Raw genomic sequence first — 16206 nt, 5'->3', positions numbered from 1 at the left:
TAGATAATATATACTAATTTATAAAACAGTATATGGCTTAACATATGTCTTATAAGTTATTTGTATATGCTGGAGAATAATTTGTAATTATATCACAAAATAAAAAAATGATTATGATATAAATCTTGCAGGATTAATTAGAAAGTCAATAGAAGATATTAAATAGGATAAAGATATGTAAACCAGAAGATAGATAATAACAAAAGTTTTACTTACATGAAAATTTTAGAATATGGTAAAATAATAATACAACGAGTAGTTTTGATAACATAAGTCCAGTTGTCAAAACTACTTTTTTACTTTATTAAGGATGGTGAGGCTTTAATGTTTAATGTTGACGATTATATAATGTATGGAATGACAGGAGTATGCAAAGTTTTAGATATAACTAAGGAGAAATTAATAAATGATGTTCAAAGAGAATACTATGTGCTAAGCCCTATTTATTCTGATAGTACAATAATAAAAACGCCTGTAGATAATAATAAAATTCTAATGAGAAACATAATATCTAAAGAAGATGTTGCTTCACTAATAAATGATATACCTAATATGGAAACCTCATGGATAGATAATGAAAAAATAAGAAGTCAGCAATTTAAAACAATGCTTAAAAGTGGACAATGTGAGGAATTAATTAAAATAATAAGAAGTATATATTTCAATAAAGAATATACAAAAACTATAGGTAAAAAATCACCTCAAGCAGACAATGATATTATGAAAGAAGCAGAAAGATTATTAAATGAAGAGTTTGCAACTATTTTAAACATTTCTCCTAACGATGTGACCTCATATATATCAAGTCAAATACCTCAATAAAGTATTTTCACACAATATTTTAATAAAAACTTATGAAAGTGTATCTAAAAAGCGTTGACTTGTAGTTAACTCCAAGAATTAGTATATAACCATAGTAAGAAATATAAAATACTCATATCAGAATTGATATGAGCATTTTTGATACAGGAAAATATTTATTACGAATTAATCCAGTATATACTTCCATCTTCAGTTCTTTTCATCATATTATACTCAATTAAGTATCTACGAACAGTAACATAATCATCAAAAATAGTTTGAATTATATTATTAACACTTTTTTCAGTATAATTCTGTGAAGAATTAAATTGTTTACATACTTCTTGTAAAATAATAATTTTTTTCTTTTCCTTCTTAGGAAGCTCAGTCAACTTACCTTCTTCAGTAAAGTAAGCTTTAAGTACCTTTTCTTTCTCATCTTGAGTAATCTCATATCTTTCATCAAGCTCGGTAACACCAGGAGGAGGTAGAACTTGCTCTTTTTGATTATTTAGTAAATCCATAATAGCTAAAAATTTAATAGCTTGTTGTTCTTTTTCTCTTAATTTAAATCTATGATTCCTAACCGTTGAAGCTGACAAATTCATTCTAGCAGCAATATCCTTATCTGATAATCCATTAGAAAAATACCTTACTATTTCAGTTTGTATTTCCGATAATCCGATATCTTTTTTATCATAGTTTAAAAGTGCATTAAGAGATCCACAATGATTTTCTTTTATATGGCGAGTAATAGCATGCTTAGCATCTTCAAATCGTTCTTTATAAGGATAAATTATACCTTCTTCAAAAGACATATCACAAAATATACAACTATAGATATTATCTTCAAAGGTATAACCATTTTTGTATTTTTCAAACTCTTTATTCATTTAAATAAATCCTTTCTATTCTATAAAGTAAATTATATTTATATTATAAACTAAAACGAGATAAAATAAAACTGAATCTAAAAATAAACAAACAAAAAATGAATAAGTTTATAAAATAGTAGACAAAATGAAAAAATATTTATATAATAAACTGTGCTGTCAGTCAAAAACACTTTGAAATCTATGATATATATGATTTGCATGAGTGAATTAACAAATAGGAGGTAAAAAATGGATCCATTAAGAAAGAAAAAATTATTATTAGAATACAAACAAATGAAGCCTGATATGGGAGTTTATATGTTTAAATCTATAAATACGAATACAGTTTACCTTGGATGCGATAAAAATATAAAAGCAACAATAAACGGAGATAGATTTAAATTAAATGCAAACTCACACAGAAACAAAAAGCTTCAAAAAGATTGGAAAGAAAATAAAGAAGAAAACTTTGAGATAAAAGTAGTCGAAATACTTGAGTATGATAAAGATGAAAGCAAAATAGACTACAGTGAGGATTTAAAAATATTAAGAGATATGTGTAAAGATAGATTTAAAAATAAAAATGTAGAGGAGATATAATTATGAAAAATAAAGAATTTAAACCAGTTATAATATGTGATAATTACGAAAGAGTAGATGGGCAAAGAGCTTATAACTCAGATGTAAAAGAACTAGAATTAGGATTTAGAAAAGATGAAGATACCAACAAACTTGAGTTGTTAGCTAGAATATTAAAAGAAGAAGGTAACTTTGAAGATATGCCAATAAATAGAGCAATAGATCTTGTTATATTAATGTGTGAGGCAAGTTTACATTTTAGAGAAGCATACAGAATGCCTAAGCTTTATAACGAAGAAAATCCAATAATAAATCGTGTAGCTATGCAAGGTGATGCAATGAATATTACTGTGTGTAAGGATAACGAGGATTTAGATAAAGATATATTCACTTTTTCAGATGAGTTAAATAGACAAGGTGAATTATTAGGTGAAAGATTTAGAGTCTTAGCAAGAACATTAGAAGAGTTAGGATATTAATAAATAGATTAGTATCCTTTTAAAAAGGCTTGGCTATATTAGCCCTCTTCATGATAAATATAGCATAAGAATAACCACACCTTAGTATTTCCAATATATTGAATTCTAAGATGTGGCTATTTATCTAATTTACTATAAATTGTTCGTAATATATTAATACTGTCTATCAAATCCACCCGATAAATTGGGATTTAGCGAACTCATTTTTGACGTTTCTAATGTAATATAAATGAGTTAATCATTCCTATAAATAATAAACCAAGCATAAAAATTGAACAACTCACACAAATTATTCCTGGAATAAATATAATCATACTATTTCTTTTATAATTGTGACTATTTTTCATTTCATAAACCTTACATACCATATAACATGCAATTACCATTGGAATAGCTCCAAATGCAAGTAATATAAACGCTTGTTCATATAGTTGAAAAAAAATCATTGCATCAGGATTGATTATGGTATCTGAGCGTGATAATGATATAATACTTAGAAGTAGTGTAATACAAGTTCCTATAGAATAAATAACTCCCCATATTATTTTAGGTATTTTTTTCATAAATGCCTCCCCCTACAAACCTCTGTCTAATTTACAATGTATAACAATTGTGAACTTTGATTACATTATACATAATATTCGATTATTTTCCAATTTCAAAATAGTAGTTCTAGTTACATATGTATCTTTAGTCGCTACATTTACTAGCATATATTTGATTCGGTCAATTGCTGTTTCTATACAAACCTGTTCTTTTGAAATTCCTCTTTTCTTCTTATCGTGTTTATCTTTACCTCTTTTTCTAGGCTTCCAAGGCATCACAAATGTAGTGATTTTGGAGTGACCACCTTTAAAAGACTCTTTAATGAAACATTCATCAACTTCAACTATACCTTCAACTTTATCATTTTTTAATGGCAGATTAATTACATCTAGTATCCTATGACGCATATAAAAGATGTTTCAACACCTACACCAACTTCTTCTGCACATTGTCTCTAATTTCAGAAGAATTAAATAAACTACTTAATACTTCTTGTGCTACTGAAATTAACTCTTTTTTAAATCTTTTATCATAGATTTTATATCTACTTTAGGCATAATATTAGGTATCCTTTTTATAAATTAGTTGAAATGCAGTTAATATCTATATTAAAACTTATTTTAGATATAGATAATCACGAAGTTAGCTAACATAGCCAAAGGATTTATTAAGTTTAAAATCATAAAGCCTTATAAGTTAGAAGGATAATTATAGGAAAAATAAACAGCATATCTCCGCTTTAGGGTGGAGAATATAATCTTGAAAAAAACATTTGATACTCTCTTTAAACTTAAGTATTTTAGGTATTTTAATTCTAAGGTTATGAAAGAAAAAGGGTTTAAAGAATAAAATATAAGTACGAAACTGCTGGAAAAATACAACTTTATTTTAAGTTAAAACTTGATAAATAAAGGATATATAATGTTACTAGCTATTATACTCTATTCGTGTTATAATAAATATTGTAGAAATACAAAATGAATTCAAGAATATCTTGATAAAGGTTCAATAGGAGAAGTAATTATGAATAATGGAACAGTAAAATGGTTTAATAATGAAAAAGGTTTTGGATTTATATCAGTAGAAGGTGGAGATGATGTTTTCGCTCATTTCTCAGCTATACAAACTGATGGATTCAAGTCATTAGAAGAAGGTCAAAAAGTAAGCTTTGATATAGTTAAAGGTGCTAGAGGTCCTCAAGCAGAAAACATAACTATATTATAATATATACATTGTTTCCGGAAAGATCCATTAAGGGGTCTTTTTTTTATAGGTATAGCTTTAGAAATACAAGTGGAGTTAAATGGGTTGGATTCTATTTTCGGATATAAAGTAAAATATAAGGAAGATGGGAGCTATAAAAGTATGTACAAAATTGGAGAGTTTATTATTTATGGTAATAATGGAGTATGCGAAGTAATTGATGTAGGTTCTATCAATATCTCAGGTATTAATAAAGATAAAATTTATTATACACTTAAGCAAATCTATGAAAATGGAAGTATATTTGCACCAATAGATACAAGAGTGTTTATGAGAGGGGTTATTACCTATGAAGAAGCTCAACAACTAATTGAGCGTATCCCTTTCATAAAAGAAGTAGAATGTAGCGAGAAAAACGGAAAGCTATTAGAAAATTACTATAAGAAGTTTTTAGAAAGTCACGAGTGTATAGATTTATTATCTATAATATCAAGTATTTATGATAAAAAAGATAATGCAATTAATAGTGGCAAAAAACTTGGTCAAATAGATGAGAAATTCATGAAGATAGCTACAGGTTTAATTCATGATGAATTTTCAGTTGCTTTAGGAATACCAAGAGAAGAAGTACAAACATATATTAATGAAAAAATAAAAGAGATTAAAAAAAATAGAGTCATATAAAAAATACTCATATCTACATTGATATGAGTATTTTTTATATGGGTAAATATAGTGCTTACAAAAGTATCTAATTTCATATAAGAAATAAAGTTATTTTAATCACCAATAAGGGTATATTAATTTTATATAAGATAAATAACAAATTATAAATATAGAATAAATAGGAGACAAAATGACTAATAAAAAAGAAATTATAGAAATGGGCTGGAATTTAGATAATAGCTATCTTACTTTACCTAAATCATTTTTTACAAAAATTAATTTAAACCCAGTTACTTCACCAAAATTAGTTATTCTCAACTATCCTTTAGCAAAATCTATAGGATTAGATAGTGATGCTCTTAAAACTAAAGAAGGTGTGTCAGTACTTGCAGGTAATGAGAATATAGAAGAAGGAGCTTTTATTGCTCAGGCTTATGCAGGCCATCAATTTGGGAACTTTACAATGCTAGGAGATGGAAGAGCAGTATTAATAGGTGAGCAGATAACACCATCAGGTGAAAGGTATGATATTCAGCTTAAGGGTTCTGGTAGAACACCATATTCTCGTGGTGGAGATGGAAGAGCTGTACTTGGACCAATGTTAAGAGAATACATAATAAGTGAAGCAATGTATGGCTTTGGTATACCTACTACTCGTAGTTTAGCGGTAGTTAAAACTGGAGAAGTTGTATACAGAGAAACTAAAAAAGAAGGTGCAATATTAACTCGTGTGGCAGCTAGTCACATTAGATTTGGTACTTTTGAATATGCAGCTAGATTTGGCGATACAAAACAAGTCAAAGAACTAGCTGACTATACAATAAAAAGACACTTTACTAATATAGACGATAATGAAAATAAGTATATTAATTTACTAAAGGAAGTAATAAAAAAGCACGCGAGTCTTGTAGCTAAGTGGCAATCTGTTGGATTTATACATGGTGTTATGAACACTGATAACATGACTATTAGTGGAGAAACAATTGACTATGGTCCATGTGCATTTATGGATAATTATAATCCTGACACGGTGTTTAGTTCTATTGATAGAAATGGTCGCTATGCATATAAGAATCAACCTAGTATGGCTATGTGGAACTTATGTAGATTTGCAGAGGCTTTACTGCCTCTAATAGATGAAAATCAAGACAAAGCTATAAAAATTGCTCAGGAAGCTATTTCTGATTTCTCTGAGTTACACTATACAAATTGGATATCTATAATGAAATCAAAGCTTGGTATATTTAATGAAGAAGCGCAAGATAAAGCTATTATTGAAGATTTACTTAGCATGATGGAAAAGTATAGTGAAGATTATACCAATACTTTTATTTCATTGACATTTGATAAAAATAAAGATAAGGGAATGTTTGCTAGTCCTGAATTTGACAACTGGAATAATATATGGCAAGAAAGACTTACAAGACAGCCACAGTCAAAAGAGGAAGTACACCAGATGATGCAAAAATCTAATCCAGCAGTGATTCCAAGAAATCATAGAGTAGAAGAAGCTATAGAAGCTGCTGATAGAGGTGATTTCAATGTTTTAAGAAAACTTCTTGAGGTGATTTCAAGACCATATGAACACTCTAAAGATCAAGAAGAATATACAAAGCTACCTAAGCGCTCAAGTTGTGGTTATAAAACTTACTGTGGTACATAAAATTAAAGAAATTTAGAATACACAATGAGAGTATTGTAATTTATAAAATGATAAAAAGAGCTATCTAATAATTATTAGGTAGCTCTTTTTGTTATATTATTGTGACATGTACTTATAAGATTTTTTATTGTAGAATTAAAAAGTTAATAAAAAATTAAAAAAAGTGATAGAAAATATTTTTATCTTCGTTATATATAGTGTAAAAAGTTTTTACGATAATGATTTAGCGCTAAACAGGAGGTTTGTATGGAATGTAATGAAAAAAATTATATAAAAAGATTAAAAAGTGGTAAAGAAGATGCTTTAGAGTATGTAGTTGATACTTATTTACCTTTGGTAAAAGGAGTGACATACAAGGTACTTTCACCTCTTAATAATGAAGGTATAATAGATGAATGTATTAACGATGTGTTCTTAGCTGTATGGAATAATTCACAAAAGTTTACAGGAGAAACTAGTGATTTTAGAAAGTGGATATGTGCAATAGCTAAATTTAAAGCTATTGATTATTACAGAAAAGAGATAAAAAAGTCTGAAATTAATTTGGAAAATGAGAGATTAATACATAATAACTCTGTGGAATATGAAGTCTTGGCTTTAGAGGGAAGAGAAGAATTACTTGAACTTGTCAATACATTGGAGCCTATATCTAGGAATATGTTTGTTATGAAGTATTTCCTTGGAATGAAATCTGATTGTATTGCGTCAAAGCTTGGAGTTACTAGAGCTAGTGTAGATAATAAGCTATCAAGAGGTAAGAAAAAACTTAGGTCAAAGTTAATCAACATAAATCTGGAGGTAATTTAATATGAAAGATATTTATGAATTATTAAATGATATTGAAATAGATGAAAGTGAGTTTGAAGAGATGAGTGTAAATGATATTGAAAGAGCAAAGGTTAAAAAGACGTTGAAGAATTCTATTAAAAGAAAGAATAATTGGAAGAAAAAAGGTATTGCTGTAGCTAGCGCAGGTATTATAACTACTAGCGTCTTGGGGATGGCATTTCCTTCATATGCAAAGGATATTCCTATTGTTAGGGATATATTTGCAGTACTAGATATTTTTGAGACTGGAGTTTATAAGGATTATAAGAAAAATTCTAATGATATTGATGTTACTAAGGTAAGTAATGGTATAAGTATTACAATTAATGATGCAATATTTGATGGAAGTACTATTATATACACATATACAATAGAGAGTGATAGAGATTTGGGTGATAAACCGAATGTTTCAGATGATGTTTCAATTAAAGGTAACTTTACTTCTGGTATGACTGGAAATTCTATATGTGAAAAGGTTGATGAAAATACTTATATTGGTCAGAGTGTTAGAACTATATCTGATTTTGTAAAAGATAAGAAAGACTCAATTGATTTTAAGATAAACATTGATAGATTAGCATCTTTTGGGTCTAGTCCTGAAGAGTATAAAGAAGAAAAGGGTAAATGGAAATTTAATATTAGTTTAGATGCAGTAAAGGGAAATACGCAAGTTGTTAATCAAAGTGTTGAAAAAGAAGGTATAGAAGCTATAATTGAAGAGATTAATATTAATCCTATGTCAATGAATATAGTATATACGCAAAAAGACTCAGAGGAAGTAATGAATAAGTGGGATAGAACAGATATAAGTGTTGATATAAGAGATGACTTAGGTAATGTATACCAAGGTGAGGATAATGGAGGAAGTGGAAATACAAAGGGAGTTATGACATGGAGTAAGACTTTTGAAAAGTTAAAAGATGGTGCAACTAAACTTATAATCACACCTAAAGCGACTCTATCAATGAACACAAAAGATAATTCTGGAGGAGTAATGTTTGATGAAGATGGAAATGAAATTGATATTACATCTGATAGAACAGGTGAAGGAGAGAGAAAAGAGATTGTATTTGATGAGATAATAATTGAATTAAATAAATAGTGTATAGTGACAAATAATAAATTTGATTAGTTTCTTGTTAAAGAATTATAGAAAATTTAATTAATGTAGTATCAAAGATAACATCCACATAGTTTAGTGGGTGTTATTTTTGTATAATATAATTTATTATAAAAATAAATAAATATATAAAATAAATTTAATTAACGGGAACCTTTCTCTAATCCATACAGTCTTATATATGAGAGGAGTGATAAAAGAGTGTTTAGTATTAGCGCTAGTATAAGTAACAAAATTATAAGCATAGGAAAAAAAGAAATGACAAAAGAAGAGTTTGTAAATTTGATAGAAATAAATAAATTATCTATGTACAAATTTGCAAAAAGTATATTGAAAAATGATGTGGAAACAGAAGATGCCATGAGTGAAGCTATATTAAAAGCATATAAAAATAAAGGTAAAATAAAAGATGCTAATAGTTTCAAATCATGGATAATGAGAATCTTAGCAAATGAATGTTATGATCTTATAAAGAAAAGTAGAAAATTTGATTTAATAGAAGACACAGAAGATTTAAATTTAGTACATATAGATAACTCTGAAAGTGGTCTAAAAGAAGTAGTTGAGAAGTTAAACAAAGAGTATAGCTCGGTGATTGTTTTATATTATTATGAAGACATGAGCATAAAAGAAATAAGCAATATACTTCAGTTGCCAGAAGGAACAATCAAATCTAGGTTAAGTAGAGCAAAGTCTAAACTTAGAGTGTTACTAAATGAAGAGGAGGTATAGATTATGGATAATTTTGATAGAAAACTTAAAGATATAGGCAAAAATGAAGTATGGGAAATACCTAAAGAAATAGATGATAATATTAGTAAATTATTAGAGGACTTAGATAAACCAAGTACTGCTAGGCATAGACCTTTAAAGGTATCAATATTAGTAGCTGCTATATCAGCTTTAACATTAACTACAGCTTTTGCTGTTGGACATATAATAGACTACTTTAATATTAATAAAGATTCTAGTTATATATCAACTAAAGATGAGCTAATAGAACTTGGTACAAATGTAGGACTAAGTACAACTGATAAGAATATAGAATTTACAATAGATAGTATATCAGCAGATGACAATTATATAAATATCTTCTACACACTAAAAAGTGATAAAAATATAAAAGAAATAAATGAGCACTATGAAGAACCTTTCTTTGCCAGGCCTTTTTTAAATATCAAGGTTGATGGTAAAGAAATATGGGAAACTACTGGAATAGAAGGAGAAGCAAAGTACGTATCAGATAAAGAGCTAAAATGTGTTCGTAGGTTAAATATAAGTCATGAGGAAGTAAAGAATAAGTTTGATATAACAGTATACACTAATGAAATATTTGAACAAAAGGGAAATTGGGAGATATCTACTAAGATAGATAAAACTGAAGCTGTTAAAACAACTAAGAAGTATGAAGTAGATAAAGATTTTGCAGTAAAAAGAATATATAAACATAATGATAAAGATACTACGTTAAATCATAAGCTAAGTATAGACAAGGTTATAATATCTCCACTTGCAAGTCAGCTTGTAGTAAATGAAGAAATTATGGATATGGATGATGATTGGCAACCATCAATTGATTATGGATTTGCACTATTTGACCAAGATGGAGAATATTTAGAGGTTATAGATAAAGGATTATCTATGCCTGCATCTGGAACTATGACAACATCATATGAATTTATAAGAGGGAATAAAGATATAACTTCTCTAAAATATGTACCAGTTCAGTATAGCGAAGAATCATCTACTTATGATTTAGAAGCTAAGGATATAGATAAGTTACCTATGGAGTTTGAAGTTAGTGAAGATGGTAAATGGATTATTGAAGATATTGAATTTAAAGATAATGAAATTGTAATTACTGGATACAAAGAAGGATTCGTAAGGGATTCGTTAGTATTGGATGTAATGATTTGTGATAAGAATGGAGAAACTTTTGATTTTGATATTAACAAAGCTCCACTAGTTACTAATACTATAGATAGAAATACTAGAAAACAAATTTGTAGAATTACTTTCAAAGATAAATATAAAGAAGAAATGAATAGAGTAAAGAAAATAAAAATGTCAAAAAGTAATGAGTTTGAGTTATTAGAAGACCAAGCTGTTGAAATTGATTTGACAAATGCAAAGAAGAATTAGATAGGGGAGATTATTAAATTTGGTAGAGAAGCATATTCTAAATTTTAGGATATGCTTCTTTTAAGTGGTGAAAATGTTTGCCTTAACTGATGATGGGTATAAAATATATATAAATTTATTCTAAATATATTTTATGGAGGGGTAATATGATGAATTATAAAGAGCTTATATCTAATAAAAGATCAGTAAGGGAATTTAAAAACAAAGAAGTAAAAAAATCTGACTTTGATTCAATAATAGAATACATAAGCAATTCAAAAAGGCTTTTGCCAAATATAAGTATTTATATAAAGGTATTTAGCAAAGATGATGCATACTCAAAGCTTAATAAAATAGCAGGTTACAATGGACATATGATAGAAGCACCTTATTACATAATTATCTTATCAGAAGCTAAAGAAGGTTATATAGAAAATTCTGGATATGTAGGAGAACACCTAACTTTAAAAGCTAGAGATTTAGGAATAGATTCATGTTGGGTTACCTTTGAAAATAGCTGTCTTATAAAAGAAAGATTAGGTATTGTATCTAATAAGGATATTACGGCTATTTTAGCTTTAGGATATGGAGATGTTGGAACTTCTAAATCGTCTAAAAATAGTTCAGAAAGATTGAGTGTAGACAAAATAGTATATTTAGATGAATGGGGAAATAGTACAAGTCTAGAAGTTTTAGAGGAGAGAGGCTTATTAGATGCATTTAGTTTTGCAACAATGGCGCCTTCTACTTTGAATAGACAGCCATGGAGATTTATAGTTGATGGGGGTAAGGTAGTACTTGTGGTTAGAAAAGACGAGTTTGCAAGTACATATGAAGGCAAAATTGACGTAGGTATATCTATGCTATATTTTGGTGTAATTATTGATACAACAATGTTTGATTTAAAATGGAATATTGGAAAGATTGATAAGGACTATAAAATACCAGCAGATTATGAAATAGTAGGATACTGTAATATATAAAAAAGATGGAGGAACGATTCGTTCCTCCATCTTTTTTATATATACTTATCTTTATATTCTTTGGTATATAAAAGCACCTTTTCAAATCCTTGGTCTTCATAAGAATAATCTAAGTATGAAGACACTTCTTTTGCAAATTTATCAAACATGCACTGAGTAGCTTCTAAGGAAGTCCATATTTTTTCTTTACTAGACATATCAAGTAGAGAAAGAAGTTTGTTGTAAGTATTTTCATCAATATAATTTTTTATGTATTTATAATTCTTTCCTATGCTGAAATCAAAACCATAGTCTATTCCTACTTTCCATGAAACCATACGAAGTAGTTCAGAGCTTAAATTATTATAAAGATGGTCTGTTGCATAAAATATTTCATCACGGCAAAGACCTTTTACTACATAAGTTGATACCCACCAAAACTCATTACAACAATCTAAAAACTTTTGTTTATTTGGTTTAGATATGTGATAATCCTCATCTGTAGAATCAGCTATTTTAGACAGATAATTACCTTTATCTAATAGGATTTTAGAAAGCTTATCACCACGATGCCAATTATCCTTTTGTTCTTTAGGGCAAAGAATAAGGTCGATTCTATTTTTATCTTCAAATAGCATAAGGTAACTAAACATACCCCCTAAACTAGGTGGAAATAACTCCATAGATTCCGGTTTTTGCATAATAATCCTATCTCCAAAGTAATCAATCCATGTTGGATCATCTATAAAAGAAAATACATTATCAACAACAAAAACCACATCGTAATCTTGAAACTCATCTTTAGGCACATTTTTATTAGTTCTTGACCCATTTAATCCAACTGCTAATACTCTATCATCGCTATTAGCATAGTTTAGTATTAAGTCAAACATCTCTTTTTCATTTCTCAATATAATCCTCCTACCTTATATTTAGATTTTGTTAAACTAAGGAGTAAGCAGAATATTCACCTAAATATAATATTATATACTAAATAATATCAAATAGGATTTAAGATTACAATTTAATATCCAAGTAACTATGCTATATTATTTATAAAAAATATTTTTAAGAATAGTGAAAATTAAATTACTAACTTATTATTTTTAATTGAGTTGAGGTACAATGAAAGTATAAGGCTATACAATATATTAACCTAGAGATTGTATTATAAGGGGTCCTATTTATAAAAAAGGAGAGTATGTTATGAGTATAATCATAGAACAAGGAATAAAAGAGGATATTGATGAACTGGCAATGCTTTATGATGACTTAAATGATTATTTACAAAAGGGAACTAATTATCCAGGGTGGTTAAAAGGAATATATCCAATTAGAGAAGACGCAACAGAAGGTATAAAAAGTAAAGGTCTGTATGCTGCTAAGGAGAAGGGTAAAATAGTTGGCTCTTTTATATTAAGTCATAAGCCTGAATCTGCATATGATAAAGTAAATTGGAAAACTGATGATGATTACTCAAGAATTCTAGTTGTTTATACATTTGTAGTTCATCCAGCTTATTTGAAAAAAGGACTAGGAAAGATGATGATAGATTTTATAATACAATATGGGGTTGAAAATAATATGAAATCTATTCGTCTTGATGTTTATGAGAAGAATATTCCAGCAATTAAATTATATGAAAAGTGTGGATTTAGTTATGTGGATACTGTAGATTTAGGACTTTCAAATCATGGATTAGATTGGTTTAAGCTATATGAAAAAGTACTACAAAAGTAGGGAGGGGATTAGGTATGAATAGTTTGTTTAATGAATTTAAAGAGATAGATTTAGATAAATACATGCTTAGAAAAATAAGATTTGAGGATGTTAAAGATATCTTTGATATGTATGGGGATAAAGAGGTAATGAAGTATGATCCTAAAAATATCATAGCATCAATTGATAAGGCTGATGAGAATATTAGTATGGTACATAAGGGATTTGAGAATAAGTGGTTTATTAGATGGGGGCTTGTTAATAAAAATACTGGCGAAGTAATCGGTACTGTAGCACTACACCATTTTGAGTTTGACAAGGAGAAGGCACAAATTGGGTATAATTTGAAGAAGTCTTATTGGAAACAAGGAATTATGAGTGAAGTTATGATGTCTACTATTGGATATTTGTCTAAAAATACATCTATTAAAGAGTTGGAGGTTTCTATAGACTGTGGGAATATTGCTTCTATTAAACTTGCTGAAAAGCTAGGTTTTATATTAGAAAAAAGGATAGATGATAATGTAATTATGAGTAGAGCATTGCAATAAGAGTATGTAGTCTTTGTTACAGGATATGCTAATTATTGCTTGGAAGGTTTTAAGGTTCATCATATTGATTTTCTTTATAGATTTCATAGGACTAAAATGATTTAGTTCAAATGATTTTGGAAATAACAAATTTGGAGGAAGTAATGAGTGACTATATAAAATGGATTAGGAGTAAGGTTGGGCATGAAATAATAATTTTGAATTTTGCAGGCATGTGTATCACTAATGAAAATGGAGATATTTTATTACAAAAGAGAAATAGATACGATGAAATATGGGGACTACCAGGTGGGGCAATTGAAATCGGTGAATCTATTGAAGAGGCTGCTATTAGAGAAGTAAAAGAAGAAACAGGGATTGATGTTAGAGTAGAACACCTTATCGGAGTTTATTCAAAATATTTTGCTGAATATGAAAATGGAGACAAAGCTCAAACTATTTGTTACCTATTCAAGGGGAATATTGTGGGAGGGGATTTAGAGGTTGATGAATCTGAGACTTTTGAGTTGAAATTCTTTGCAAAAGATAATATTCCGAAACTATTCGTACAACAACATGAGGATATGATCAATGATTTTCTAGAAAAAAGGAAGGGGATATATAGATAATATTGTATTTGTAATAATATATATTATTTTGCGATGGAGGTAAATATTATGACTCAACAAAATAAAGTTAGGATAATTGAAGTTGTAAAACCAAACCCTAGATGGAAATATGAGTATAAAGAAGAATCAGAGAAGGTATTGAGTATAATGGGAGATGAAATAGTTGAAATCCATCATATAGGTAGTACTTCCATATCTGGAATTTATGCAAAACCTATAATTGATATATTAATAGGTGTAAAAAATATTTCAGAAGTTGATAAATATGACAAAGAAATGGTGAACATAGGATATACGCCTAAGGGTGAATATGGTATTAAAGGTCGTAGATTTTATTTAAAAGGTGAAATTAAAAGAACTCACCATATACATATATTTGAAATAGACAGTCCTCATATAAAAAGGCATCTAAACTTTAGAGATTACATGAACACACATCCTAAGGATGCAAAGCGTTATGAAGATCTGAAAAAGGATTTGGCAAGTGAATTTAGGTATGATAATGAAGCTTATTGTGATGGTAAGGATGACTTTATTAAAGAGATTGATAAAAAAGCAGAGGAATGGGATAAAGAAATACAAAATTAGGGGGAATAATTATGAAGGCTTGTCCAGATTGTAATATTAGATATTCTAAAGCTAATAGATATAAGTTTTATTGGTATGGAAGATGTGGGGAAATTCAATGTGATAATTGCAAGTCAAAATATAGGATAAAATCTTTCTCAAAAATTGCTATGGCAAATGGAATATCAGCCTTTGTTGCGGGAATATCTGGTATATGGGCTAGGGATAATCTTAATAATTATAAGCCAAGTATTATAGAAGTTATTATAATTGCACTGATTATAAATTTTATATTTAATTATATAGCATATAAATTTACTAAGTATGAAAAAGTAAACTAGTTTGATGAGAGTACTTTTTATAAGAAGATCTCCTTAAAAAAGATGTAGAGAATAATTTACAAAGTCTCTACATCTTTTTATTAATCTATTTCACCTAATTTTTTCTTTAAATCTTTAACATAAGTAAATTGAATTTTTTTCAAATTCATATAAATATATGATAATAACTCCATCATACGGCTTTTTACATGTATTTCTTCTGTAAGTATTATTTCTGTACCATTATTTTCAGTTGGCTTAAAGACTCCAACCCAATGACCAGTAAAACTTATATTTCTCATACTAAACTCGTATCTCTTACAAGGCTCTTTTAGAGTTATTTCAAAATACGTTGCAAATCCATCTTTTTTGTATTCCATAAATCTTTTACCATAATCAAATACTTCAATTTTGGATAAATCACTTCTCCACTCAAAATCTCTATTATTAGTTACTATATCCCAAACTGTTTGTATATCAGAGTTAAAGGTTGCTTTTATAGTTGATTTCCTCATTTGTTTTCCTCCTGAGTAATAATTCTTCAAATAGATATAAGTTATGATCTTGATTCAAAACTTTATTAACAAAATATATTATT

Annotated in this window: 20 protein-coding genes and 1 pseudogene; 16 read left to right on the top strand and 5 right to left on the bottom strand. The window is 28.1% G+C overall.

Annotation, left to right across the window (positions count from 1 at the left end):
• Window positions 1-324 precede the first annotated feature (324 nt).
• Window positions 325-822 carry a CarD family transcriptional regulator gene (locus CHL78_RS09885; protein WP_094368330.1) on the top strand — a complete coding sequence of 166 codons (498 nt, stop codon included), beginning with the start codon at window positions 325-327 and terminating at the stop codon, window positions 820-822.
• A gap of 158 nt (window positions 823-980) precedes the next feature.
• Here CHL78_RS09885 and CHL78_RS09880 read toward each other — a convergent pair whose 3' ends face one another.
• On the bottom strand, window positions 981-1694 hold the full coding sequence (locus CHL78_RS09880) for a DUF2087 domain-containing protein (RefSeq protein ID WP_094368329.1): 714 nt from the start codon (window positions 1692-1694) through the stop codon (window positions 981-983).
• A 231-nt stretch (window positions 1695-1925) separates the two neighbouring features.
• On the opposite strand from CHL78_RS09880, the gene CHL78_RS09875 reads away from it, so the two are divergent.
• Window positions 1926-2276 (top strand): GIY-YIG nuclease family protein, encoded by a 351-nt coding sequence (locus CHL78_RS09875; RefSeq protein WP_094368328.1) that lies wholly within the window; start codon window positions 1926-1928, stop codon window positions 2274-2276.
• Window positions 2277-2278: 2 nt separating this feature from the next.
• The gene (locus CHL78_RS09870) at window positions 2279-2734 is read left to right on the top strand and encodes a DUF6530 family protein (RefSeq protein WP_094368327.1); all 456 of its coding nucleotides are present in this window, start codon (window positions 2279-2281) and stop codon (window positions 2732-2734) included.
• Window positions 2735-2949: 215 nt separating this feature from the next.
• Here the strand turns inward: CHL78_RS09870 and CHL78_RS09865 are convergent, their stop codons facing one another.
• Together CHL78_RS09865 and CHL78_RS09860 are read right to left on the bottom strand one after the other, a co-directional pair.
• Window positions 2950-3297, bottom strand: coding sequence for a hypothetical protein (locus CHL78_RS09865; RefSeq protein WP_094368326.1), 348 nt, complete (start codon window positions 3295-3297; stop codon window positions 2950-2952).
• Between the two features lie 152 nt (window positions 3298-3449).
• Window positions 3450-3734, bottom strand: a pseudogene (locus tag CHL78_RS09860) (IS1595 family transposase); the annotation flags it as partial.
• 569 nt (window positions 3735-4303) lie between these two features.
• On the opposite strand from CHL78_RS09860, the gene CHL78_RS09855 reads away from it, so the two are divergent.
• The 8 genes from CHL78_RS09855 to CHL78_RS09820 all read left to right on the top strand — a co-directional run bounded on the left by CHL78_RS09855 (window position 4304) and on the right by CHL78_RS09820 (window position 11864).
• Window positions 4304-4504, top strand: coding sequence for a cold-shock protein (locus tag CHL78_RS09855; protein WP_094368325.1), 201 nt, complete (start codon window positions 4304-4306; stop codon window positions 4502-4504).
• Between the two features lie 141 nt (window positions 4505-4645).
• A complete protein-coding gene (locus tag CHL78_RS09850) occupies window positions 4646-5167 on the top strand; it encodes a CarD family transcriptional regulator (RefSeq protein ID WP_147295810.1) in 522 nt (173 codons plus the stop codon).
• A 172-nt stretch (window positions 5168-5339) separates the two neighbouring features.
• Complete coding sequence (locus tag CHL78_RS09845) at window positions 5340-6812, top strand: protein adenylyltransferase SelO (RefSeq protein WP_094368323.1); 1473 nt, start codon at window positions 5340-5342, stop codon at window positions 6810-6812.
• Window positions 6813-7058: 246 nt separating this feature from the next.
• Window positions 7059-7619 carry a sigma-70 family RNA polymerase sigma factor gene (locus tag CHL78_RS09840; protein WP_094368322.1) on the top strand — a complete coding sequence of 187 codons (561 nt, stop codon included), beginning with the start codon at window positions 7059-7061 and terminating at the stop codon, window positions 7617-7619.
• A gap of 1 nt (window position 7620) precedes the next feature.
• Window positions 7621-8742, top strand: coding sequence for a DUF4179 domain-containing protein (locus CHL78_RS09835; protein WP_094368321.1), 1122 nt, complete (start codon window positions 7621-7623; stop codon window positions 8740-8742).
• Window positions 8743-8961: 219 nt separating this feature from the next.
• Window positions 8962-9492: an RNA polymerase sigma factor gene (locus CHL78_RS09830; protein WP_243446413.1), complete on the top strand. Its 531-nt coding sequence runs from the start codon at window positions 8962-8964 to the stop codon at window positions 9490-9492.
• A gap of 3 nt (window positions 9493-9495) precedes the next feature.
• Window positions 9496-10902 carry a DUF4179 domain-containing protein gene (locus tag CHL78_RS09825; RefSeq protein WP_094368320.1) on the top strand — a complete coding sequence of 469 codons (1407 nt, stop codon included), beginning with the start codon at window positions 9496-9498 and terminating at the stop codon, window positions 10900-10902.
• Window positions 10903-11048: 146 nt separating this feature from the next.
• Complete coding sequence (locus CHL78_RS09820; protein ID WP_243446412.1) at window positions 11049-11864, top strand: nitroreductase family protein; 816 nt, start codon at window positions 11049-11051, stop codon at window positions 11862-11864.
• 35 nt (window positions 11865-11899) lie between these two features.
• Here CHL78_RS09820 and CHL78_RS09815 read toward each other — a convergent pair whose 3' ends face one another.
• Window positions 11900-12760 (bottom strand): aminoglycoside 6-adenylyltransferase, encoded by an 861-nt coding sequence (locus tag CHL78_RS09815; protein ID WP_199534026.1) that lies wholly within the window; start codon window positions 12758-12760, stop codon window positions 11900-11902.
• A 289-nt stretch (window positions 12761-13049) separates the two neighbouring features.
• On the opposite strand from CHL78_RS09815, the gene CHL78_RS09810 reads away from it, so the two are divergent.
• The 5 genes from CHL78_RS09810 (at window position 13050) to CHL78_RS09790 (ending at window position 15629) form a co-directional block, all read left to right on the top strand.
• Window positions 13050-13583: a GNAT family N-acetyltransferase gene (locus tag CHL78_RS09810; protein WP_094368318.1), complete on the top strand. Its 534-nt coding sequence runs from the start codon at window positions 13050-13052 to the stop codon at window positions 13581-13583.
• A gap of 14 nt (window positions 13584-13597) precedes the next feature.
• A complete protein-coding gene (locus CHL78_RS09805; protein WP_094368317.1) occupies window positions 13598-14113 on the top strand; it encodes a GNAT family N-acetyltransferase in 516 nt (171 codons plus the stop codon).
• A 143-nt stretch (window positions 14114-14256) separates the two neighbouring features.
• Window positions 14257-14721 carry an NUDIX hydrolase gene (locus CHL78_RS09800; RefSeq protein WP_094368316.1) on the top strand — a complete coding sequence of 155 codons (465 nt, stop codon included), beginning with the start codon at window positions 14257-14259 and terminating at the stop codon, window positions 14719-14721.
• A 48-nt stretch (window positions 14722-14769) separates the two neighbouring features.
• Window positions 14770-15309 (top strand): GrpB family protein, encoded by a 540-nt coding sequence (locus CHL78_RS09795; RefSeq protein ID WP_094368315.1) that lies wholly within the window; start codon window positions 14770-14772, stop codon window positions 15307-15309.
• Window positions 15310-15320: 11 nt separating this feature from the next.
• A complete protein-coding gene (locus CHL78_RS09790; protein ID WP_094368314.1) occupies window positions 15321-15629 on the top strand; it encodes a hypothetical protein in 309 nt (102 codons plus the stop codon).
• A gap of 80 nt (window positions 15630-15709) precedes the next feature.
• Here the strand turns inward: CHL78_RS09790 and CHL78_RS09785 are convergent, their stop codons facing one another.
• Window positions 15710-16123, bottom strand: a complete 414-nt coding sequence (locus CHL78_RS09785) for an SRPBCC family protein (protein ID WP_094368313.1) — start codon at window positions 16121-16123, stop codon at window positions 15710-15712.
• Between the last annotated feature and the right edge of the window lie 83 nt (window positions 16124-16206).

Source organism: Romboutsia weinsteinii, from assembly GCF_002250835.2.
GTDB lineage: Bacteria > Bacillota > Clostridia > Peptostreptococcales > Peptostreptococcaceae > Romboutsia_A > Romboutsia_A weinsteinii.
The sequence above is the reverse complement of the archived record's forward strand: the minus strand, read 5'-3'. Positions and strand labels throughout refer to the sequence as shown.